20 protein-coding genes are annotated in these 21,670 nt (G+C 74.9%); 10 read left to right on the top strand and 10 right to left on the bottom strand.

Translation table 11 applies throughout. The features are described from left to right. Positions 1-25: 25 nt before the first annotated feature. Together ACPXCB_RS21710 and ACPXCB_RS21705 are read left to right on the top strand one after the other, a co-directional pair. A complete protein-coding gene (locus ACPXCB_RS21710) occupies positions 26-1,567 on the top strand; it encodes a chitinase (protein WP_425877455.1) in 1,542 nt (513 codons plus the stop codon). Between the two features lie 151 nt (positions 1,568-1,718). Then, a complete protein-coding gene (locus ACPXCB_RS21705; protein ID WP_425877395.1) occupies positions 1,719-2,306 on the top strand; it encodes a TOPRIM nucleotidyl transferase/hydrolase domain-containing protein in 588 nt (195 codons plus the stop codon). Here ACPXCB_RS21705 and ACPXCB_RS21700 read toward each other — a convergent pair. Next, positions 2,277-2,852, bottom strand: a complete 576-nt coding sequence (locus ACPXCB_RS21700; RefSeq protein WP_425877394.1) for a GNAT family N-acetyltransferase — start codon at positions 2,850-2,852, stop codon at positions 2,277-2,279. The genes ACPXCB_RS21705 and ACPXCB_RS21700 overlap by 30 nt on opposite strands. 80 nt (positions 2,853-2,932) lie before the next feature. Between ACPXCB_RS21700 and ACPXCB_RS21695 the strand changes: the two genes are divergently transcribed. The 3 genes from ACPXCB_RS21695 to ACPXCB_RS21685 are packed head-to-tail and all read left to right on the top strand — an operon-like array spanning position 2,933 to position 6,410. After that, positions 2,933-3,457: a PadR family transcriptional regulator gene (locus ACPXCB_RS21695; protein WP_151453153.1), complete on the top strand. Its 525-nt coding sequence runs from the start codon at positions 2,933-2,935 to the stop codon at positions 3,455-3,457. Beyond that, positions 3,454-4,134, top strand: coding sequence for an ABC transporter ATP-binding protein (locus ACPXCB_RS21690; protein ID WP_425877393.1), 681 nt, complete (start codon positions 3,454-3,456; stop codon positions 4,132-4,134). Before ACPXCB_RS21695 ends, ACPXCB_RS21690 begins: the two co-directional genes overlap by 4 nt. Next, positions 4,131-6,410 (top strand): FtsX-like permease family protein, encoded by a 2,280-nt coding sequence (locus tag ACPXCB_RS21685; protein ID WP_425877392.1) that lies wholly within the window; start codon positions 4,131-4,133, stop codon positions 6,408-6,410. Before ACPXCB_RS21690 ends, ACPXCB_RS21685 begins: the two co-directional genes overlap by 4 nt. Positions 6,411-6,458: 48 nt before the next feature. On the opposite strand, the gene ACPXCB_RS21680 is transcribed toward ACPXCB_RS21685, so the two are convergent. The 6 genes from ACPXCB_RS21680 to ACPXCB_RS21655 form a co-directional block, all read right to left on the bottom strand. Continuing rightward, positions 6,459-7,577: a (Fe-S)-binding protein gene (locus ACPXCB_RS21680; RefSeq protein ID WP_425877391.1), complete on the bottom strand. Its 1,119-nt coding sequence runs from the start codon at positions 7,575-7,577 to the stop codon at positions 6,459-6,461. After that, positions 7,574-8,959, bottom strand: a complete 1,386-nt coding sequence (locus ACPXCB_RS21675; protein WP_425877390.1) for an FAD-binding oxidoreductase — start codon at positions 8,957-8,959, stop codon at positions 7,574-7,576. The genes ACPXCB_RS21680 and ACPXCB_RS21675 overlap by 4 nt, the downstream gene beginning before the upstream one ends. Before the next feature lie 203 nt (positions 8,960-9,162). Beyond that, entirely contained in the window at positions 9,163-9,606 is a 444-nt protein-coding gene (locus ACPXCB_RS21670) for a hypothetical protein (protein ID WP_425877389.1), read from the bottom strand. 54 nt (positions 9,607-9,660) lie between these two features. Then, entirely contained in the window at positions 9,661-10,458 is a 798-nt protein-coding gene (locus ACPXCB_RS21665) for a sugar phosphate isomerase/epimerase family protein (protein WP_425877454.1), read from the bottom strand. Positions 10,459-10,581: 123 nt separating this feature from the next. After that, positions 10,582-11,736, bottom strand: a complete 1,155-nt coding sequence (locus ACPXCB_RS21660; protein ID WP_425877388.1) for a dihydrodipicolinate synthase family protein — start codon at positions 11,734-11,736, stop codon at positions 10,582-10,584. Positions 11,737-11,851: 115 nt separating this feature from the next. Next, positions 11,852-13,003 carry a Gfo/Idh/MocA family protein gene (locus tag ACPXCB_RS21655; protein WP_132234929.1) on the bottom strand — a complete coding sequence of 384 codons (1,152 nt, stop codon included), beginning with the start codon at positions 13,001-13,003 and terminating at the stop codon, positions 11,852-11,854. A gap of 293 nt (positions 13,004-13,296) precedes the next feature. On the opposite strand from ACPXCB_RS21655, the gene ACPXCB_RS21650 reads away from it, so the two are divergent. Then, a complete protein-coding gene (locus ACPXCB_RS21650; protein WP_425877387.1) occupies positions 13,297-14,361 on the top strand; it encodes a LacI family DNA-binding transcriptional regulator in 1,065 nt (354 codons plus the stop codon). A gap of 433 nt (positions 14,362-14,794) precedes the next feature. Next, a complete protein-coding gene (locus ACPXCB_RS21645) occupies positions 14,795-15,199 on the top strand; it encodes a helix-turn-helix domain-containing protein (RefSeq protein ID WP_425877386.1) in 405 nt (134 codons plus the stop codon). Positions 15,200-15,218: 19 nt separating this feature from the next. Here ACPXCB_RS21645 and ACPXCB_RS21640 read toward each other — a convergent pair whose 3' ends face one another. Continuing rightward, entirely contained in the window at positions 15,219-15,830 is a 612-nt protein-coding gene (locus tag ACPXCB_RS21640) for a phosphoesterase PA-phosphatase (RefSeq protein ID WP_425877385.1), read from the bottom strand. Between the two features lie 258 nt (positions 15,831-16,088). On the opposite strand from ACPXCB_RS21640, the gene ACPXCB_RS21635 reads away from it, so the two are divergent. Together ACPXCB_RS21635 and ACPXCB_RS21630 are read left to right on the top strand one after the other, a co-directional pair. Further along, positions 16,089-16,565, top strand: coding sequence for a hypothetical protein (locus tag ACPXCB_RS21635; protein WP_425877384.1), 477 nt, complete (start codon positions 16,089-16,091; stop codon positions 16,563-16,565). Between the two features lie 12 nt (positions 16,566-16,577). Further along, the gene (locus ACPXCB_RS21630) at positions 16,578-17,801 is read left to right on the top strand and encodes an MAB_1171c family putative transporter (protein WP_425877383.1); all 1,224 of its coding nucleotides are present in this window, start codon (positions 16,578-16,580) and stop codon (positions 17,799-17,801) included. Between the two features lie 6 nt (positions 17,802-17,807). Here the strand turns inward: ACPXCB_RS21630 and ACPXCB_RS21625 are convergent, their stop codons facing one another. Next, complete coding sequence (locus ACPXCB_RS21625) at positions 17,808-19,061, bottom strand: hypothetical protein (protein WP_425877382.1); 1,254 nt, start codon at positions 19,059-19,061, stop codon at positions 17,808-17,810. Between the two features lie 216 nt (positions 19,062-19,277). Between ACPXCB_RS21625 and ACPXCB_RS21620 the strand changes: the two genes are divergently transcribed. Continuing rightward, positions 19,278-20,837: an NAD(P)/FAD-dependent oxidoreductase gene (locus ACPXCB_RS21620; protein ID WP_425877381.1), complete on the top strand. Its 1,560-nt coding sequence runs from the start codon at positions 19,278-19,280 to the stop codon at positions 20,835-20,837. Between the two features lie 101 nt (positions 20,838-20,938). On the opposite strand, the gene ACPXCB_RS21615 is transcribed toward ACPXCB_RS21620, so the two are convergent. Further along, positions 20,939-21,637 (bottom strand): class I SAM-dependent methyltransferase, encoded by a 699-nt coding sequence (locus ACPXCB_RS21615; protein WP_425877380.1) that lies wholly within the window; start codon positions 21,635-21,637, stop codon positions 20,939-20,941. Positions 21,638-21,670 lie beyond the last annotated feature (33 nt).

Genomic DNA, 21,670 nt, shown 5'->3' with positions numbered 1-21,670 from the left:
CCGGATGCGTCGCCCTGCCCGAAACCTGTTGCTGGCCGCCGTCGCGGCCCTCGCCACCGTCACCGCCACCACGCTGACCCTCGCCGCGCCAGCCCGCGCCGCCGGCCCGACCGCCACCTTCGTCAAGACCGCCGACTGGGGCACCGGATGGGAGGGCCGCTACACCGTCACCAACGGCGGCCCGAGCACCATCACCGGCTGGCAGGTGGCCTTCACCCTGCCCGCGGGCACCACGCTCGGCTCCTACTGGGACGCCACGGTCAGCAGCGTCGGCCAGCGGCACACCTTCACCAACCGCTCCTGGAACGGCACCGTGGCCCCCGGCGCCTCGGTGTCGTTCGGCTTCCTGGCCACCGGCTCCGGTTCCCCCACCAACTGCACGCTCAACGGCGCGCCCTGCTCGGGCGGCACGCCCACCACCCCGCCGACCACGGCACCGCCGACCACCCCACCGCCGACCACCCCACCGCCGACCACCCCGCCACCCAGCACGCCTCCGCCGACCACGCCGCCACCGACCACGCCGCCGCCGACGGGTGGGCTGCCCCGGCACGCGCTGATCGGCTACCTGCACGCCAGCTTCGCCAACGGCTCGGGCTACCTGCGGATGGCCGACGTGCCCGCCGACTGGGACATCGTCAACCTCGCCTTCGGCGAACCCACCACGGTCACCTCCGGCGACATCCGGTTCCAGCTCTGCCCGGCGGCCGAGTGCCCGGGCGTCGAGACCGAGGCCGAGTTCACCGCCGCGATCCGCGCCAAGCAGGCGCAGGGCAAGAAGGTGCTGCTCTCCATCGGCGGGCAGAACGGCCAGGTCCAGCTCACCACGACCGCCGCCCGGGACACCTTCGTCCGGTCGGTGGCGGCCATCATCGACCGGTACGGCCTCAACGGGCTCGACATCGACTTCGAGGGCCACTCGCTCTACCTGAACACCGGGGACACCGACTTCCGCAACCCGACCACGCCGGTGATCGTCAACCTGATCTCCGCGATCCGCACCCTCAAGCAGCGGTACGGGGCGGGCTTCGTCCTCACCATGGCGCCGGAGACGTTCTTCGTCCAGCTCGGTTACCAGTACTACGGTTCGGGCCCGTGGGGCGGGCAGGACCCGCGCGCCGGGTCGTACCTGCCGGTGATCCACGCGCTGCGCAACGACATCACCGTGCTGCACGTGCAGGACTACAACTCGGGGCCGATCATGGGACTCGACAACCAGTACCACACCATGGGCAGCGCGGACTTCCACATCGCGATGACCGACATGCTGCTCGCCGGCTTCCCCGTCGCCGGCAACGCCGACCGGGTGTTCCCGCCGCTGCGTGAGGACCAGGTGGCCTTCGGCGCGCCCTCCTCCCCCAGCGCCGGCAACGGCTACCTCGCCCCGGCCGGGGTGCAGGCCGCGGTGACCTGCCTGGTGAAGGGGCAGGGCTGCGGCCCGTACACCCCGCGCAGCGGCACCAACCCCGACTTCCGGGGCCTGATGACCTGGTCGATCAACTGGGACCGGTTCTACGCCTGGGAGTTCCGCCTGAGCCACGGACCGTTCCTGCGGGCGCTGCCCTGAGCCGGTGCCGCCGCCCGGGTCACCCGGCCCGGGCGGCGGCACGACCGCCGACCCCCGGCGGTTCCCTGCCGCCCGCAATCCGGTTGCGCCGGGGGCCGGCCCGGTCCACGCTGCCCGGGCGGGCACAGCGGCATCGGGGCGGGGAGGCGGAGTGCGGAGCATCGGTGACCTGGCGCCCGGGACCGACGCGCGGACGGTCGTGCTCGTCGAGGGGCCGAGCGACAGGGCCGCCCTGGAGACCCTCGCCGCGCGCCGCGGCCGGGACCTCGACGCCGAGGGCGTACGGGTGGTGGCCATGGGCGGCGCGACGAACATCGGCCACTTCCTCGACCATTTCGGCCCGGCGGGACGCGGCCTGCGGCTGGCGGGCCTCTACGACGAGGCCGAGGAGGGCTTCTTCCGGCGCGGGCTGGAACGCTGCGGCTTCGGCGTCGACCTGTCCCGGGCCGACCTGACGGCCCTCGGGTTCCACGTCTGCGTGGCCGACCTGGAGGACGAGCTGATCCGGGCGGTCGGCGTCGCGGGGGTGCGGGCGGTGCTCGCCGCCGAGGGCGAGCTGCGCTCGTTCGACCTGTTCCAGCGGCAGCCGGCGCAGCGGGGTCGGGCCGTCGAGGCGCAGTTGCGCCGGTTCCTCGGCACCCGTTCCGGCCGCAAGAGCGCGTACGCGCGGCTGCTGGTGGCGGCCCTGGAGCCGGACCGGGTGCCCCGCTCACTCGACGCGGTGCTCGCCGGCGTGTGAGCGCACGCCGCGCCACTCGGGCGCCAGCACCGACCACACCTCGATGTCGACCCGCCCGGCCGGCCCGGGATAGACCTGGCGCAGCGTCCCGTCGAGGCGCATGCCCAGCCGCCGGGCGGTGGCGATGCTGCGGGTGTTGTCCGGCTTGGTGCGCCACTCGACGCGGTGGATGCCGCGTTCCCGTACCGCCCAGTCGACGAGCCGGCCGACCGCCCGGCTGACCAGCCCGTGGCCCTCCCCGGCCGGCTCCAGCCAGCAGCCTGCCTCACAGACGCCCCTGGCGGCGTCGAACGAGACCAACATGACCCCGCCGACCAGCTCACCCCGCTGCCAGATGCCCCAGATGCCGCCGGCGTCGCGCGCCCACAGGTCCGCGTAGCGCTGGAGCACGGCCCGGGCACCGGCCAGGTCGTCGACCAGGAACGAGGGCGACACCCAGGGCGCGATGTGCGTACGGGCCCGGGCGAGGTGGGCGAGGAACTCCTCGGCCCGCCAGGGCTCCAGGGGACGCAGTTCCGCGTCCTCGGTCAGGGACAGGGCGAACACGGTGACCTCCGATGCAGACGGTTGAGCGGGCAATGTACCGCTATACACTCGCGGTATACGCGGTGTGTATAGTCGCCGGCATGTCGATCGGACAGACCTTCCTGGGCCTCCTCGAGGCCACCCCCCGCCACGGCTACGACATCAAACGCCTCTACGACGAGCGCTTCGGTCACGCCCGCCCGCTCGCGTACGGGCAGGTCTACGCCACCCTGTCCCGGCTGCTGCGCGGCGGCCTCGTCGAGGTGGAGGCGGTGGAGCCCGGCGAGGGCCCGGAACGCAAGCGGTATGCGATCACCGAGGCGGGCGTCACCGACGTGGCGCAGTGGCTGGCCCGGGCCGAGAAACCCGAGCCGTACCTGCAGAGCACCCTCTACACCAAGGTGGTGCTGGCCCTGCTGACCGGCCGCCCCGCCGCCGACGTGCTCGACGTGCAGCGCGCCGAGCACCTGCGGATGATGCGCGAGCTGACCCGCCGCAAGCGCGACGGCGACCTCGCCGAGCAGCTGGTCTGCGACCACGCGCTGTTCCACCTGGAGGCCGACCTGCGCTGGCTGGAGCTGACCGCCGCCCGCCTCGACGAGCTGGCCGCGACGGTGCGGTCGTGAGCGCCCCGCTGCTCCTCGCCGAGGACCTGCACCGCTCGTTCGGCCCGACCCGGGCGCTCGCCGGGGCGAGCATGCGCGTCCACCCGGGCGAGGTGCTGGCCGTGATGGGCTCGTCGGGCTCCGGCAAGTCCACGCTGCTGCACTGCCTCGCCGGCATCGCCCGGCCCGACTCCGGCCGGGTCCTCTACGCCGGCCGTGACCTCGCCACCCTGAGCGACGCCGAGCGCAGCGCGCTGCGCCGCGAGGAGTTCGGCTTCGTCTTCCAGTTCGGCCAGCTCGTACCGGAGCTGACCTGCCTGGAGAACGTCGCGCTGCCACTGCGGCTGGGCCGGGTCGGTCGGCGCGAGGCGGAGCGGCGGGCCGCCGAGTGGCTGGACCGCCTGGAGGTCGTCGAGGTGGCCGGCAAGCGGCCCGGCGAGGTCTCCGGCGGGCAGGGGCAGCGGGTGGCGGTCGCCCGGGCACTGGTCACCCGGCCACGGGTGATCTTCGCCGACGAACCGACCGGCGCGCTCGACTCGCTCAACGGCGAGCGGGTCATGCGGCTGCTCACCGCCGCCGCCCGCGACACCGGGGCGGCGGTGGTGCTGGTGACCCACGAGGCGCGGGTCGCCGCGTACTCCGATCGGGAGGTCGTGGTCCGCGACGGCCGCACCCGGGACCTGGAGGTGGCGGCGTGACGCGGCTGCGCGACCGCGCGGCCGACCTGGTCATGGGCGCCCGGATGGCGTTCACGGGCGGCCGGGACGGCTGGCTGCGGGCGGTGCTCACGGCGGTCGGCGTCGGGGTGGGGGTGGCGATGCTGCTGCTCGCCGCCGCGGTGCCCGGCGCGCTGGACGCCCGGCAGGCGCGCGGCGACGCCCGCGACGACCTGCGGATGGGCGAGAAGGTCCCGGCCGCCGCGAACACCGTGCTGATCCGCCAGACCGACACCGAGTTCCGGGGGCAGCCGGTGCGTGGCCGGGTGCTGCGGCCCGAGGGGCCGGCCGCGCCGGCGCCGCCCGGGGTGGCCGCGCTGCCCCGCGCCGGCGAGGTGCTGGTCTCCCCCGCCCTGCGCGACCTGCTCGGCTCCGCCGACGGCGCGCTGTTCGCCCCCCGCCTGGCCGGGGCCACGGTCACCGGCGTCATCGCCGACGAGGGGCTGGCCGGCCCCCGCGAGCTGGCCTACTACCTGGGCAGCGACACCCTCGCCGCCGACGACGCGACCCGGCTGGACACCTTCGGCGGCGGGCTGCCCGGCGAGGCCTTCGACCCGGTGCTGGTGGTGCTGGTGGTCGTCATCTTCGTGGTCCTGCTGCTGCCCATCGCGGTGTTCCTCGGCGCGGCCGTGCGGTTCGGCGGTGAGCGGCGCGACCGGCGGCTGGCCGCGCTGCGGCTGGTCGGCGCCGACGCCGCGATGGTCCGCCGGATCGCCGCCGGGGAGGCCGCCGCCGGCGCCCTGCTCGGCGTCGCGGCCGGCGGCGTGCTCTTCGCGCTCGGCCGGCAGGTGGTGCCGCTGGTCACCCTCATGGACCTCAGCGTGTACGCCGCCGACGTGCGCCCGCCGCTGCCGCTGGTGGCGGCCGTCGCGCTGGCGGTGCCGGCGCTCGCCGTCGTGGTGACGCTGGTGTCGATGCGCGCCGTGCTGGTCGAGCCGCTCGGGGTGACCCGGCGGGCGACGCCCGTGCGCCGGCGGCTGGTGTGGCGGCTGCTGCTGCCGGCCGCCGGGCTCGGGCTGCTGCTGGCCGGTGCGGCCGGAGTCGCGCCGCTGGGCGGCGAGCGGCAGACCGCAGCCGGCGCCGTGCTCCTGCTGGTCGGCGTGGTCACCCTGCTGCCCTGGCTCACCGATCTGCTGGTACGCCGGTTGCGCGGCGGCCCGGTCGCGTGGCAGCTCGCGGTGCGCCGCCTCCAGCTCGACAGCGCCGCCTCCGCGCGGCTGGTCAACGGCATCGCGGTCGCCGTGGCGGGCACCATCGGGTTGCAGATGCTCTTCGCCGGCGTCGCCGGCCGGTTCACCTTCGACACCGGCCAGGACACCTCCCGGGCCCAGGTGCAGGTGCAGTTCTCCCCGCAGTCGGACGCGACGGCGGGGCTGGAGCGGCTGGCCGGCGCGCCCGGGGTGACCGCGAGCAACGCCACCCTGCGGACCGTGGTCGAAGTCCCGGAAACCGACACGTTCGCCGGCCTGCGGATCGGCGACTGCGCGGCGCTGGCCGAGTTCGCCCGGCTCGACCGGTGCGCCGACGGCGACGTCTTCCTGGTCCCGGACGAGGAGGGCCGGCCGGCCGGTATCGGTCCGGGCACCGCCGTCTCGGTTCCCGAGGCTCCGGGGGCGACCTGGCGGGTCCCCCGCACCGCCCGGGAGGCACCGGCGCGCAGCGACCCGTCCGGCTACCGGCAGGGCGGGGTGCTGGCCACCCCCGGCGCGGTCGACACCGCCCGGCTGGGGCCGCTGCGCGCCGAGGCGTACCTGCGGCTCGCGCCCGATCGGCCGGACGCGGTGGAGCACGTCCGCAACGCCGCCGCCGGCGTCGACCCGTACGCCTCGGTGCTCACGCTGACCGAGAACCGCCAGGCCAGCCAGTTCGTCGACGTCCAGCGCGGCCTCTACGTCGGTGCGGTGGTCACCCTACTGCTGATCGGGGCCAGCATGCTGGTCGGCGTGCTGGAGCAACTGCGGGAGCGCCGCCGGCTGCTGGCGATGCTTGTCGCGGTGGGCACCCGGCGCTCCACGCTGAGCTGGTCGGTGCTGTGGCAGAGCGCCGTGCCGGTGGTGATCGGGCTCGCCCTGGCAGTGGTGTTCGGGCTCGCCCTCGGCGCGGTGCTGCTGCGCATGGTGCAGACGCCGGTGACGGTCGCCTGGCCGGCGCTGGGCATCTCCACCGGCCTCGGGGCGGCCGTGGTGCTGCTGGTGACGGGGCTCAGCCTGCCGGTGCTGTGGCGGCTCACCCGCCCGGACGGCATCCGTACGGAGTGATCCTCCGCCGGGTGCACTGCGGGTGCGCCCGGCGGCGGCGCCGGCCGGCTACGACGACTCGACGCGGGCGAGCAGCTCGGCGAGGTGCACGGCCCGTACGGCCGACCGGCGCCGGCGCAGCCCCGTGCGCAACTGGCGCAGGCAGCCCGGGTTGACCGTCACCACCAGGTCGACGCCGGCGGCCTCGATCTCGTCGAGCTTCGCGTCCAGGATCCGCCGGGAGTCCTTCGGCCGCAGCAGCGAGTACGTGCCGGCGGCGCCGCAGCAGGCGGCCGCCGACGGCAGCTCGACGTGGTCGGCGACCTGCCGCAGCAGCGCCCGGGGCTCGGCGAAGACGCCGAGGCCGTTGCGCAGGTGGCAGGAGTCCTGGAGGGTGACCCTGGCCCGCCGGCCGCCCACCCGCAGCTCCGCCCCGGCGGGCCGGTCGGCGAGCCAGGTGGACAGCTCGCGCACCCGGTCCCGACCGAGTACGGACGCCAGGTGCGCGGCGCAGCCGCCGGAGGTGGTGACGATCGTGCCCGGCAGGTCCGCGCCGAGCCGCTCGGCCAGCCGCTCGCCCCCGGCCAGGTCGCCGTTGTGGGCGTGCAGCGCGCCGCAGCAGCCCTGGACGGTGGGGACGGCCAACTCGGGGGCGAGCGCGTGCGCCGCCCGACTGACCGCCGGGTAGAGGCCCCGCTCGACGCAGCCCAGCATGAGCTGCGCGCCCGCCCCGCCAACGGCGGCGGATCCGGGAGCGGGTGCCGCGCCCGAGGCCGACGCGGTCGGGGCCGGGGTGGCGGCCCGGCCGCGGGCGGCGCGGCGGACGAGGCCGGACAGCCGCAGCAGCCACCGCTGCTCGACCAGCAGCATCAGCGCCCGGGCCACCAGCGGTCGCCGCCAGCCCCGCCACTGGTGCACCCGCCACTGCTCCAGCAGGCTGCCGTACTCCACCCCGGCCGGGCAGACCGGCTCGCAGGCCCGGCAGCCCAGGCAGAACGAGGACTGCTCGGCGAGGGTGTCGTCGTCCGGGGGCAGGGTGCCGTCCTGCAACGCCCGCATCAGCGTGATCCGGCCGCGCGGCGAGGACGCCTCGTCGCCGGTCATCGCGTACGTGGGGCAGGCCGGCAGGCAGAACCCGCAGGAGATGCAGCGGGACAGCTGCTCCGGGTCGAACACGTCGCCGGTCATGATCCCAGCTTTCCGGGGTTGAGGATGCCCGCCGGGTCGAAGGCGCTCTTGATCCGGCGCAGCAGGGCGAGCTGGTCCTCGCCGAGGCGGGCGGCGAGGAACGGCAGTTTCGCCGCCCCCACCCCGTGCTCGCCGGTGATCGTGCCGCCGAGGTCGATGGCGGCGGCGAAGACGTCGGCGAAGGCCGCTTCGGCCCGGCGTACCGCGTCGTGGTCCTCGGCCGAGTCGAGCACGCAGGTGGGGTGCAGGTTGCCGTCACCGGCGTGGCCGAAGGTGGCGATGGCGACGTCGTGCCGGGCGGCGATGGCGTCGATCCGGTCGACCATCTCGGCGATCCGCGGCCGGGGCACGGTCGCGTCCTCCAGGATGGTCACCCCGCCCCGGCGGGACAGCGCCGGCAGCGCGCAGCGCCGGGCGGTCAGCAGCGCCTCGGCCTGGGCGACCTCGCGGGCCGTGGTGACCTCCACCGCGCCGGCCTCGACGCAGGCCGCGCCGATCCGGTCCAGGTGGGCGGCGACGAGGTCGGGCGGGCCGTCGTCGCCGAAGAGCAGCAGGGCGCCGGCGTCGGTACGCAGCCCCAGGTGGGCGAAGTCCTCCACGGCGTCGATGCAGGCCCGGTCGAGGAACTCCAGCGTCGCCGGCACCACCCCGGCCCGGATCACCCGGGCGACCGCCTCCCCCGCGTCGGCCAGCGTCGGGAAGTACGCGACCCCGGTGTTCGCCGACGCCGGTGCGGGCAGCAGCGCCACGGTCGCCTCGGTGATCACGGCGAGGGTGCCCTCGGAGCCGGTGAGCAGCCGGGTCAGGTCGTAGCCGGCGACGTCCTTCCACAGCCGGCCGCCGGTGCGGATCACCTCGCCGGTGGGCAGCACCGCCTCCAGGCCCAGCACGTAGTTGCGGGTCACGCCGTACTTCAGGCCGCGCAGCCCGCCCGCGCAGGTGGCGATGGTGCCGCCGACCGTGGCGACGGTCCGGCTGCCGGGGTCGGGCGCCCAGAGCAGGCCTTGTGCGGCGGCGGCGTCGGCGAGGGCGGCGCTGGTCACGCCCGGTTGCGTCCGGGCGAGCAGCTCGTCCCCGCTGACCTCCAGGATGGCGTTGAGCCGGGTCAGCACCAGCACGATGCCGCCGCGCAGCGGCACGGTGGCGGCGCACAGGTTGGAGCCCGCGCCGCGGGGCACCACGGGCACCCGGTGCCGGGTGGCGAGTGCCAGCACCGCGGCGACCTCGGCGGTGTCGGCCGGGAAGACCACCGCGTCCGGTCGGTGCGAGAACAGCGGCGTGGCGTCCCGCGCGTACGCCACGAGGTCGCCGGCCGCGTCGTGCACGTGCGACGGGCCGACGATCCCGCGCAGCTCGGCGAGGACGGTCGCGGACAGCGCCATGCCCACCCTTCCCGGCGCCGGTCGCGCCTGTAGCTTTTTGCCGGCCCGTGACCGGCTGTCTGGCGACAGTTTTCACCGATCATAGAGAGCCGGAGGGGCTGGGTGAAGACGGCGGGCCGGCCGGCTACGTCCGGGTCACCGCACTCGCCGCCCGCTGCGAACCGGCGCCGACGGTCCGGATCGGGCTGGCCGGGGCCCGGCCGTCAGCGCGGCGGCAGGTGCTCGCGCAGCGCGGCGAACTCGGCCACCGAGAGAAAGGACGGATTGGCCCCCTGCGGCTGCCGGAGCACCTCCGCGCCGGCCAGCCGCGCGTCGCTCCGGAAGGACTCCCGGGGCACCCGGTGCGCCTCGTCGAGGACCGTCAGGTCCAACGGCACCGTCCAGGTCGCGCCCGGCTCCCCCGGCACCGCGGCGGCGGCCACCAGCCCCACGCCCCAGACGCCGTACGCGAGCCGGCCGCGGCTGCCACTGGCCCAGAGGACCACCGGCTGACCGGGGCGCATCAGCCGAGCCCGGTAGCCGGGGCGTACGCACCAGCCCGTCACCCGCGGATCACGGGCGAAGCGGCCGGCCAGGTCGACCCGGTCCGCGTTGCCCTTGATCAGCCACGCGCCGAGGTCGTCGAGGTGCACCCGTCGGTCGGTCACCCCCTCATCCTCGCCCGGATCCCGGCCGGCCGCCCGACCGGCCGGGACCCGCCGTCAGGCGACGTGGCGCAGGTAGCCCGCGACCGACGCGTCCAGGACCTCCCGGCCGGGCCGGGCCCACACCTCGGCCGAGAAGACCTCCACCTCGACCGGCCCGGTGTAGCCGGCCTCGTCCACGGCCTCCCGCAGCCGGCGCAGCTCGATGCAGCCGTCACCGGGCAGGGCCCGGCCGAGCAGCACCCCCTCGGGCAGCGGGGTGACCCAGTCGCACACCTGGAACGCCGCGATCCGCGCCCCCGCCCGGGCGATCTGCGCGTACACCGTGTCGTCCCACCACACGTGGTAGGCGTCGACGACGACCCCGACCACGCCCGGGTCGAACCGCTCGGCGATGTCGAGCGCCTGGCCGAGGGTGGACACCACGCAGCGGTCGGCGCAGAACATCGGGTGCAGCGGCTCGACCGCCAACGTCACCCCGGCCGCCGCCGCGTGCGGGGCCAGCTCGGCGATGGCGTCGGCGACCTGCCGGCGGGCACCGTCGACGTCCCGGCTGCCCGCCGGCAGACCGCCGGAGACCAGCACCAGGACCGAGGTGCCGAGGGTGGCGGCCTCCTCGATGGCGCGCAGGTTCTCCTCACGCCAGCCGTCGGCGGTGAAGAAGCCGCCCCGGCACAGGGACGTGACCTCGAGGCCGGCGTCGCGGACCAGCTTCGCGGCGCGGGCCAGCCCGTACCCGGCGACCGGCTCCCGCCACAACCCGATCCCCGGCACCCCGGCTGCGACGCAGCCGGCGACCACCTCGGGCAGCGGCCAGTGCTGCGACGTGGCCTGGTTGAACGAGAACCGCCCCAGCGCGCTCACCGGGCCACCTCCGGTCGCGACTGCGGGGCTCGCAAACCCGGCTCGCTCCTCGCGCTCACTGGGTCACCTCCGGTCGCGACTGCGGGGCTCGCAAACCCGGCTCACTCCTCGCGCTCACTGGGCCACCCCCGCCACCGTGAACAGCGCCCGGGCGCGGGCGGCGGCCAGGTCCGCGTCGGGCAGCAGCCCGGCGGCGTCGGCGAGGGTGAGCAGGGTGGCCAGGTGCGCCGGCGAGCGGCCGGACTGCGCGCCGCCGACCATCGTGAAGTGGTCCTGGTGCCCGGCCAGCCAGGCCAGGAAGACGATGCCCGTCTTGTAGTGCCAGGTGGGGGCCGCGAAGATGTGCCGGGCCAGGGGCACGGTCGGGGCGAAGATCGCGTCGTACGCCGCCAGCTCCCCCCGGTCCAGCGCGGCGAACGCCGCGGCGGCGGCCGGCGCGATCGCGGCGAACACCCCGAGCAGCGCGTCGGAGTGGCCGCTCGCGTCGCCCCGGATCAGCTCCGGGTAGTGGAAGTCGTCGCCCGTGTAGAGGCGTACCCCGGCGGGCAGCCGGCGGCGCAGCGCCACCTCGCGGTCGGCGTCCAGCAGTGAGACCTTGATGCCGTCCACCCGGCTGTCGTGGGCCTTGATCAGCCCGACGACGGCGTCGGCGGCCTCGTCGAGGTCGGTCGACCCCCAGTAGCCCGCGAGCGCCGGATCGAACATCGGGCCGAGCCAGTGCAGCACCACCGGCTCGTCGGCGGCGCTCAGCAGTTCGTCGTACACCCGCAGGTAGTCCTCCGGGTCGCGGGCGGCGGCGGCCAGGTGGCGGCTGCACATCAGCACGGGGCGGGCCCCGGCGGCCCGCACGTCGTCGAGCTGCTCGCGGTAGGCGCGGGCGACCTCGGCCAGGGTGGCCGGGCCGGGCGGGAGCTGGTCCGTGCCGACCCCGGCGACGATCCGCCCGCCGACGGCGCGGGCCTCGGCGGCGCTGCGCCGGATCAGCTCGCGGGTGGCCGGGTAGTCCAGGCCCATGCCGCGCTGCGCGGTGTCCATCGCCTCGGCCACCCCGAAGCCGTACGACCACAGGTGGTGCCGGAAGGCCAGGGTGCGGTCCCAGTCCAGCACGGCCGGGGCGCCGGGGATGTTCTCGGCCGTCGGATCGGCCACCACGTGCGCGGCGGCGTACGCGATCCGGCTGGTCGGCGGCCCGGCGGGGCGCGGGAAGCCGGCGCCCCCGGTCAACCGGTACCGCCGCCCGCCGGGCAGCACCACGTCAGCCCCGCTCACAGCGACACCTCCGGTCGCGACTGCGGGGCCCGCAGACCCGGCTCACTCCTCGCGCTCACAGGTCCACCTTCCGTTCGCGACTGCGGGGCTCGCGACCCCGGCTCACTCCTCGCGCTCACAGGTCCAGCTCCGGGATGTCCAGGCGGGCGCCCTCGCGCGCCGACCGCAGGCCCAGCTCGGCGAGCTGCACGCCGCGCGCGCCGGCCAGGAAGTCCCACGGGAACGGCTCGTTGGCGACGACGTGCCGCAGGAACGCCTCCCACTGCACCTTGAAGCCGTTGTCGAACTCCTCGTTGTCCGGCACCTCCGTCCACTGCGACCGGAAGGGCTCGGTGACCGGCAGGTCCGGGTTCCACACCGGCTTCGGGGTGACCGCCCGGTGCTGCACCCGGCAGCTGCGCAGCCCGGCCACGGCGCTGCCCTCGGTGCCGTCGACCTGGAACTCGACCAGCTCGTCGCGGTGCACCCGGACGCACCACGAGGAGTTGAGCTGCGCGACCACGCCGCCGTCGAGCTCGAAGATGCCGTACGCGGCGTCGTCGGCGGTCGCCGGGTACGTGCGGCCCGCCTCGTCGACCCGCTGCGGCACGTGCGTGGCGGTGAGGCAGGAGACCGTACGCACCCGGCCGAAGAGCTCCTCCAGCACGTACTGCCAGTGCGGGAACATGTCCACGACGATGCCGCCGCCGTCCTCGCTGCGGTAGTTCCAGGACGGGCGCTGGGCCGGCTGCCAGTCGCCCTCGAACACCCAGTAGCCGAACTCCCCGCGCACCGACAGGATCCGGCCGAAGAAGCCGCCGTCGATGAGCCGCTTGAGCTTGCGCAGCCCGGGCAGGAAGAGCTTGTCCTGCACCACCCCGGTACGCACGCCGGCGGCGCGCGCCGCCCGGGCCAGGTCGAGGGCGCCCTCGGTGTCCTCGGCCAGCGGCTTCTCGGTGTAGATGTGCTTGCCGGCGTCCAGCGCCCGGCGGATCGCCTTCTCCCGCTGCTGGGTGACCTGGGCGTCGAAGTAGATCTCGACGTCGTCGCGGGCCAGCGCCGCGCTCAGGTCGGTGGTCCAGTCGGTCAGCCCGTGCCGCTCGGCGATCTCGCGGAGCTTGGTCTCGCTGCGCCCGACCAGGACGGGCTCGGGCCAGATCGACGTGCCGTCGGCCAAGGGCACGCCGCCCTGCTCGCGGATGGCGAGCAGGGAGCGCACCAGGTGCTGCCGGTAGCCCATCCGGCCGGTGACGCCGTTGACGATGATGCCTATCGACCTGCGGGTCATGGTGTTCCTTCCCTCCGCGGGCGCCTCCGACCGGGACGGCGGCGGGCGACCTGTTCCACGCCTGCACCGCCGCCGGGAGGCTCCCGGCGGCGAATCTCAGGCAAGCGCTTTCCTGGGCAGCGTAGGGAACGCCTCCCTCCTCAGGCAAGGGGCTGTCCGCCCCGTCTCCCGGCCGGCGCCGCCCGCCGGGCCACGCGGGCGGGCGCCGGGGCGGGGAAGCGCTTTCGCTGCGGTACGGTGACGGATGGCCGGCACCGGGGCGCGGCCGTCGAGAAACGACCGAGGGGGCGGCAGTGGCGACCCTGTCCGACGTGGCCCGGCGGGCGGGAGTCTCGCCCGCGACCGCCTCCCGGGTGATCAACGGCAGCAGCAAGCCCGTCACCGAGGAGCTCCGCGAGCGCGTGCTACGCGCCGTCGCCGACCTCCAGTACGTGCCGAACGCGCACGCCCAACTGCTGGCCCGCTCGCACCGCGTGGCGGTGGGCGTCATCGTGCACGACGTCTCCGACCCGTACTTCGCCGAGATCACCCGGGGCCTGCAACGGGTCGCCACCGACCAGGGCCGGCTGCTGATGATCTGCAACAGCTACCGCGACCCGGACCGCGAGTTGGAGTACGTCGAGCTGCTGCGCGGCCAGCAGGTCGCCGCGATCATCCTGGCCGGCTCGGGCTACCACGACGCCACCTTCACCCGGCTGCTCAACGAGAAGCTCGCCGCGTACGAGGCGACCGGCGGGCGGGTCGCGGTCATCGGCCGGCACGAGCACTCCGGCGACGCGGTGATGCCGGACAACCGCGCCGGCGGCCGGTTGATCGGCGAGGAGCTGTACGAACTCGGTCACCGGGCGATCGGGGTGGTGGCCGGGCCGGCCGTGCTCACCACCACCACCGACCGGCTCACCGGCCTGCGGGAGTCCCTCGCCGCGCATGGGCTGAGCCTGCCCGAGCACCGCGTCCGGCACGCCGAGTTCGACCGCGACGGCGGCGTCGCCGCCACCGCCGCGCTGCTCGACGCCGACCCCGAGCTGACCGCCGTCGTGGCGCTCAACGACTCGATGGCGATCGGCGCGCTGGCGCTGCTGCGCTCCCGGTCGGTGGCGGTGCCCCGGCAGATGTCGGTCATCGGCTTCGACGACATGCCGATCGCCCGGGACGTCACCCCGGCGCTGACCACCGTCCGGCTGCCCCTGGTCGAGATGGGGGCCCGCGCGATGTCGCTGGCGCTCGACCCGGGGGCCGCGGCGCCCCGCGTCGAGGTGCTGCCCGCCGAGGTGGTGCGCCGGGACAGCACCGGGCCGGCCCCCGAGGTCACCCCGGCCCGCCCACGGGCGGCGGGATCCGGCGCGTCAGCCGGCTGACGACCCTCCGGTCACCGGGACGGCCGGCCACGGTGGACACCGTCGTCGGTGGCCCCGGGCATGGCGCCCGGGGCCACCTGGCGCCAGGTCGCTCGGAGGACGGCCCCCCAGATGCGCGCGGCCGTACCGGCTGCGGTCCCCCCTGCCGGCTGCTTCCCGGCGTGCGGTGCGGTGCGCGCCCTGAGCGGCTTGCGCATCCCCCGTTTCCGTCCCCCTGTGCCACGCCTGGCGGTCGTCGGCCGACGCGGAGTCGACACCCGCTGGTGCGGGTGTCCTACCACACACTATGGTTGTCCGCTACGGTGTCACTGCCACAACAGTGGTCGGCGTGGCCAGTCAAGCACGGTCCGCCACGGCCCGCAACCATTGTGGCGGCGCAACCCGGCCCAACCACTATGGTGGGCGTCCTCGGGTCGGATCGGGAGGGGTGGTCATGGCCGACGGCGGCAAGGCCAGCGGATCGACGTCCTTCGCCGACCGGCTGCGGCACCTGTTCGAGACGCATCGCCGGCCCGGCGGCGACAGGCCCTTCTCGCCGGAGGAGGTCGCCAGGGCCACGGGGCTCTCGACGAGCTACGTCAACTACCTGCTGAGCGGCGAGCGGGACAATCCCACCCGGTCGGCGATCCAGCAGCTCGCCAACTTCTTCCGGGTGCCCCCGGGCTACTTCTTCGACACCGTGGCCGCGGACGGCGAGGGCGACCCCGACCTGGAGACGATCACCGTCCTGGCCCGCCGGATGCCGCCGGGAGCGCCCAGGGCGAGCCTACGCGCCATCGTGGAGCAGGTCGCGGCGCTGGAGGCACGCAACAAGACCACGGGGCGCGGCCGGACGTAGGGCGGGCTCCCGCCTTCGCTCACCGCAGCAGCAGGAACGTGGGGGCGGCGATGAGCGTCCCCACGACGGTGCCGGCGGCCACCTGACCGACGGTGTGGTCGCGCAGGCGCACCCGCGACCAGCCGACCAGCGCCACCACGGGCGCCGAGGCGAGCAGCGCCGGTCCAAACTCGATCACGAGCACGGCCGCCGCGCCCGCCGCCACGGCCGCGTGGATGCTGAGCTTCCACGCCAGGTTGACCACGGTCACGGCGAGGCCGAGGGCGAACATGACGACGACCATCGCCAGGACGGGGCGCGGGGCGCCGAACCCGATCATCACGGCGAGGCCCACCAGCACGGACAGCAGCCCGTACGCCAGTGGCCGCCGGCGCTGTTCCCGTCGCCTGATGTGGTGGTCGGTCAGCCGGCCCCGGCGTACGCCCCACCAGATCAGGCTGTTGGGGATGACCGAGCAGAACAGGGAGCCGACCAGGGCCCAGGCGAGGCCCGCCTCGACGGGCGACGCGGCGTGCAGGCCCACGACGACGGGCATCAGCGCGGCCAGCAGCGCCGGGGCGAAGACCTCGGTGGCGGCGCGGGCGAGCAGCCTGCTGGTGCGGCGGTCGGGGCGGTCGATGACGTCGTGCACGGTCCACATTCTGCCGACCGTCCCGGGCGGCGGGCACACCGCGGGCGCGAGCTGTCACGTTCCGCCCCGCTCGGGCGTCACAGTGTCGTCGCGCTTGGCTATGCTGCCCGCACCCGCGCCGTCGCGGCCGGCACGGGCGTCGACCGTCCGGGGTGGACGCGGCGGGCGGGTGACACGACACGGGGGTCTCTCGGGCTGGTGGCCCGGCGGGGAGAGTGATGGCGGGCGATGTGGCACCGACGGCGTCGGAGACAGCGGTTGTTGCGCCAGCTCGACGTGGACCTGCCGTCGCCCCTGACGGTGCGGGGCCTGGTGTCCGCGCTCGAGACCACGCGCGGTCGGCGCATCCAACTCGCCGCGATGAGCGTCGACGGGCAGGCCGGGCCCTGCGGGCTGTGGGTGGCGACCTCCGGGACCGACTACGTCCTGTTCAGTCGCGACGCGCCGCCCGTGCTGCGCGTCCAGACGATCCTGCACGAGCTGATGCACATCGCCCTGCGGCACACCGCGCGGGCGGTGCCCTCCGCCGGCGGAGCGGGTGAGACGGCGGCGACGCACGGGGTGCTCGCCCGCTCCCCCGCCACGTTCGACGAGCAGCAGGAGCACGACGCGGAGCTGCTGGCGACGTACCTGGGGGCACGGCTCGACGGCGGCGGCGAGGACGTGGCCTTCGACGAGCTGGGCGGCGTCACGGCCGCCGTCATGCACCGCATCGCCGCGGCGTTGACGGACTAGGCGGGAGATCCGGTGCTCGTCACGGTCGGTCATCTGGTCGCCGCCAGCGTCGCCGCGGTGGCGTTCCTGGTGAAGCTCAGGGCGTTGGGTCGAGATCCGGCCAACCCGAGGATCCTGGCGAGCGCGGGGATCTGCCTGGGGATGGGGGTGGCCGTCACCGCCGGGTGGGCGCCGGTGCACAGCCTGCTCGACCGCGTGTCGGGCGTGGCCAATCTCGCCAAGCTGGTGGAGCACGGCTCGGCGCTGCTCGCCGCGGCGGCGATCCAGTTCCTCTTCCTGCACCTGGGCGACCCCGGGCGGGCACGCCGGCTGATGGCGCGGCGGGGCGTGTTCCTCGCCGTCGCGTTCGGCGTGATGGTCGCGGCGTTCTCGCGGGCCGACTTCCCCGAATCCGAGCCCCTGCACTTCGCCGAGCGGTACGGCGACCTGCCACCGGTCGGCGTCTACATGCTCGCGTTCCTGACCTGCCTCGGGGTGACGGTCGTGGACATCCTGCGGGTGTCCGCCGGCTACGCGCGCTACGCCGGCGCCCGGCTGAGGACCAGCATGCGGCTGCTCAGCGCCGGCGCGGCCTTCGGTGCGGGATTCGTCGCGCACAAGGCCCTGTTCATCTGCCTCAAGCTGGCCGGGGTGGCGCCGCCGTGGCCCGAGCCGGCCGCGACGCAGACGCTGATCATGCTGTCGGTGTCGCTGATCGGGGCCAGCTTCGTGCTGGCGACGGCACGCAAGGCGGTCGACGGCGTCCGCGCCTGGCCGCGCCGGTACGCCACGCACCGCGACCTGCACGCGTTGTGGTACCTGCTGTACCGGGCGATGCCGACCATCGCCCTGCATCCCCCGCGCCGGCCGGAGGTCGACCCCCGGTGGGCGTGGCGCCTGGGCGAACGGCTCTACCGCCGCTGCGTCGAGATCAGCGACGGCCTGCGTGCGTTGGGCCCGCTCGACGAGTCCGTGGCGGGCGCCGCCCGGCAGCGGGCGGTGGCGGCCGGCTGGAGCCGCGAGCGTGCCGACGCCGCCGGTGAGGCCGCGGCGGTCCTGGTGGCGCTCCGGCGCTTCACCTCGGGGGCGACGGCGACGCGGGAGGTCGATCCGGCCCTGGAGTCGCAGAGCGTGGCGGTCGCGCAGGTCGACGTGCAGGCCGACGCGAGTCGGCTGGCGCTGGTCTCGACGGCGCTCTCCGAGGAACTGGTGCGCGCGGTCGCCGCCCGTACGCCGGCGCGCGGGCAGCAGGCGTAGGCGGGCTCAGATGATGAAGTGGGTCCAGTAGGCGAGCCAGGTGACAAAGAGCGCGCCCTGGAGCAGGGCCAGGGCGGCGGTCAGCCAGGCGTCGGCGCCGACGTGGCGGGCCCAGCGGGCCAGCACGAGGGCGACCGGGAAGACGGCCAGCAGATAGCGCAGCAGGCTCTTGTACACCGGCGGCCCCATCGACAGCGGCACCAGGACCATGGTCAGCCCGTACACGAGATAGGGCAGCCCGAGTCGGCGGGCGCCCGCGAGCAGGACCGCCAGCACCAGCACGGCGACCCACACCCGCAGGGCGTCGCGGGGCGGGCTGCCGGTCAGGCCGTGCCACAGCACCGCCAGCGGGTTCTGCACCCGGATGCCCCAACCCGTCTCCTGGGCGTGCTTGTAGGCGAACCAGTCGCCGCTCTGCCACCGGCAGAACGCCATGAACGCCAGCCAGCCGGCGGGCACCAGCGCCAGCGGCCAGCCGACGCGCACGTACGTCCACCACGCGCGCGGGCCCAGCCGGTAGCCGTGCTGCCGTAGCAGCACCAGGGCCAGCGGGAGCACGACGAGGAACCCCACCGAGCGGCTCGTCGCCAGGAAGAAGCCGACGACGCCCACGAGCAGCCAGCGCCGCCGCTCGGCGTAGTGGAAGGCGGCGAGCGCGAGGCAGAGGAACAGCGACTCGGTCAGCGCCGCCTGGAACAGGAACCCGGCCGGCAGCAGCACGAGGTAGCGGACGAACCGGCGGGCGGAGGCGTCGTCGCCGAGCAGCCGCTCGCCCAGCCGGTGGGCGTAGAAGAGCGTCAGCAGGAACGCGACGTTCGCGATGAGCAGCAACGCCAGCGCGGTGTCCCCGCCCAGCAGCGGGGCCAGCGGGCGGGCCAGGAACGGATAGAGCAGGGGAAAGCCGAAGTCGGGCCACGGCTCGTCGAGCGGGAGCTGCGCCAGGCGGTCGTAGAGGAAGGAGTCCCAGGCGAACCAGAGCGCGACCGCGCGGTGCCCGGAGATCGCCCGCTGCTGCTCGCGCATCATCGTCTCGTCCGGCGGCGGGGCCCAGGGCACGTCGTCGAAGGCGCTCAGCGCGAGCACCCCGAGGGCGCTGAGCACGATCTTCGTACCGAGGAAGACGGCGAGGACGAACAGCCACGGCGCCGGCACCCGGCCGGCGGCCCGCGACGCCGCCCGCCGCAGGTCGTTCCCACGCCCGGCCAGCCGGACGGGCAGCGTGCGCCACCGCCGGTCCGAGACGGCCCGCCCACTGTCCATCACGCGTCTCCCGATCCGGCGGCCCGACCGGTGCCACATCCCCGTTCCGGGGCCGTTGACACGTCGGCGCGCAACCGGGCGCCAGGCGCGTCGCGGGGCGCCCCGGGCGCTCCGCCCGTCGGGGTGTCCCGGGAGCGGACGGGAATCCGGGGTGAGTTCGGGCCGGTGCCGGGTAAGCGGGCGGCTTCCGGAAGGCGGAAGCAGGGGGCGACGGGCATGGGCGAAGAGCACGGCACGGTGGTCATCGGCGCTGGGCCGGCGGGCCTGACCGCGGCGTACGAGTTGCTCCGGCGCGACAGCGCGGTCCGGGTGTTCGAGGCCGACGAGGTGGTGGGCGGGATCAGCCGCACCGTCGAGCGGGACGGGTGGCGCTTCGACATCGGCGGGCACCGGTTCTTCACGAAGGTGGCCCGGGTCGAGGAGTTCTGGCACGAGATCCTGCCCGACGAGGACTTCCTGCTGCGGCCCCGGATGAGCCGGATCTACTACCGGGGCGCCCTGTTCGACTACCCGCTGAGCGCGGCGAACGCCCTGCGCAACCTCGGCGTACGGGAGGCCGTGCTGTGCATGGGCTCGTACGCGCGGGCCCGGCTGCGCCCGCCGAAGGACCAGTCGCACTTCGAGGGGTGGGTCTCGGCCCGGTTCGGCTGGCGGCTCTACTCGATGTTCTTCAAGACGTACACCGAGAAGGTCTGGGGGATGCCGGCCGACCGGTTGCAGGCCGACTGGGCCGCGCAGCGGATCAAGAACCTGTCGCTGGCCAAGGCGGTCCGCAACGCGGTGCTGCCCAGACGCAACCGCAAGGACGTGACCAGCCTGATCGAGGAGTTCCAGTACCCGAAGCTCGGCCCGGGCATGATGTGGGAACGCTGCGCCGAGCAGGTGCGCCGGCGCGGGGGCCGGGTGGACACCGGCACCTGGGTGACGGCCGTGCACCGGGACCCGGAGCGCCGCCGGGCCGTCGCCGTGACCGTCAACGGGGCCGGCGGGCAGCGTACCGAGCCGGCGGAGCACGTCGTCTCCTCGATGCCCATCTCCGAGCTGGTCGCCGCGCTGCGCCCGGCGGCCCCTCCGGAGGTGCTGGCCGCCGCGGCCGGCCTGCGGTACCGGGACTTCCTGACCGTCGCGCTGGTGGTGCCGGAGGAGTTCTCGTTCCCGGACAACTGGATCTACGTGCACGACCCGGCGGTGAAGGTCGGCCGGATCCAGAACTTCGGCTCCTGGTCGCCGCACCTGGTCAAGGACGGCCGCACCTGCCTCGGCCTGGAGTACTTCGTGTTCGAGGACGACGAGACCTGGCGTACGCCGGACGCCGAGCTGGTCGCCGCCGCGACGGCCGAGCTGGAACGGCTCGGTCTGGTCCGGCCGGCGGTGGTCGAGGCCGGGTACGTGGTGCGGATGCCGAAGGCGTACCCGGTCTACGACGAGCGCTACCAGCACAACGTCGACGTGATCCGGGACTGGCTGGCCCGCGAGGTGCCCAACGTCCACCCGGTGGGCCGCAACGGCATGCACCGGTACAACAACCAGGACCACTCGATGCTGACGGCGATGCTCACCGCCGAGAACATCGCCTGCGGCACCCGCCACGACGTGTGGTCGGTCAACGTGGAGCAGGACTACCACGAGGAGTCGAGCCACGACGGGGACGGCCACCGGGGCACCGGCCGGGACGCGCCCGTCGTACCGGCCCGGCCCGCCGTACCGGTCGGCACGACGCTCGACGGCACCGGCACCGGCCGGCCCGAACGGCCGGCCCACGTGCGCCTCGGCTGAGCCGCCGACTGCGCTTTCGGCACCGTCGGCGCAGGCCCGGAAGGGTTCGGCACCGTCGGCGCAGGCCCGGGCGGGAAGGCCGGTGGCGGACCGGCCCGGACTCAGTGCGCTTCGAGGACGAAGAAGATGAAGCAGATGAACGTGGTGCGGTCCACGAGATGTGGCGGCAGGATCTCACGCGGGGTCTCGGGAGACATGGGGGGTTCGCTGACGACCGACAGGCGGAAGCCCGCGTCGGTGAACGCAGCCGTCATCGCGTGCAACGGCCGGTGCCAGTAGGTCAGCTCCGCGGTGTGCCCGTCGAAGGTGTACTCCTCCGACCACCGTGCGAGGGCGAAGTAGTCGGCGCCCGGGTTCACTGCCGTGTAGACCATCGGGTGGTTCACGGACAGGATGAGGCGACCCCCTGGCCTCAGGACTCGTCGCAGCTCGGCCAGGGGCGCGGTCCAGTCCTCCAGGTAGTGCAGGACCAGGGACGCGACGACGTCGTCGAACGCGGCGTCGGCGAAGGGAAGCGGCTCACCGAGGTCGGCCACCAGCAGCGTGGCGTCCCCGCCCAGCCGCCGTCGGGCCAGCTCGACCATCGCGCGGCTGGAGTCGAAGCCGGTCACGATGGCCCCTCGCTCGCGAAGCGCCGCGGACAAGGGACCCGAACCGCAGCCGGCGTCGAGGATCCGCCGGCCGTTCACGTCCCCGGCAAGCCCGATCATCGCGGGCCGCTCGTAGTGGCCGTTGATCAGGTTGGAGTCGTTGTCCGCGCTGTAGCGCTCGGCGAAACTGTCGTAGTGGTCGGCCTTCACCAGGCTGTCTCCTCGGCATCGCGGCAGGGTCGA

The organism is Micromonospora sp. DT62 (assembly GCF_049847285.1).
In the GTDB taxonomy this organism is placed as follows: Bacteria; Actinomycetota; Actinomycetes; order Mycobacteriales; family Micromonosporaceae; genus Micromonospora; species Micromonospora reichwaldensis.
The sequence above is the reverse complement of the archived record's forward strand: the minus strand, read 5'-3'. Positions and strand labels throughout refer to the sequence as shown.

What these genes read in the sequence shown, in the direction of transcription:
- ACPXCB_RS21695 (WP_151453153.1), top strand. Translation starts at nt 2,933, where the DNA reads ATGTCGATCGGACAGACCTTCCTGGGCCTCCTCGAGGCCACCCCCCGC.
- ACPXCB_RS21680 (WP_425877391.1), bottom strand. Translation starts at nt 7,577, where the DNA reads ATGACCGGCGACGTGTTCGACCCGGAGCAGCTGTCCCGCTGCATCTCC.
- ACPXCB_RS21675 (WP_425877390.1), bottom strand. Translation starts at nt 8,959, where the DNA reads ATGGCGCTGTCCGCGACCGTCCTCGCCGAGCTGCGCGGGATCGTCGGC.
- ACPXCB_RS21655 (WP_132234929.1), bottom strand. Translation starts at nt 13,003, where the DNA reads ATGACCCGCAGGTCGATAGGCATCATCGTCAACGGCGTCACCGGCCGG.
- ACPXCB_RS21645 (WP_425877386.1), top strand. Translation starts at nt 14,795, where the DNA reads ATGGCCGACGGCGGCAAGGCCAGCGGATCGACGTCCTTCGCCGACCGG.
- ACPXCB_RS21625 (WP_425877382.1), bottom strand. Translation starts at nt 19,061, where the DNA reads ATGGACAGTGGGCGGGCCGTCTCGGACCGGCGGTGGCGCACGCTGCCC.
- ACPXCB_RS21620 (WP_425877381.1), top strand. Translation starts at nt 19,278, where the DNA reads ATGGGCGAAGAGCACGGCACGGTGGTCATCGGCGCTGGGCCGGCGGGC.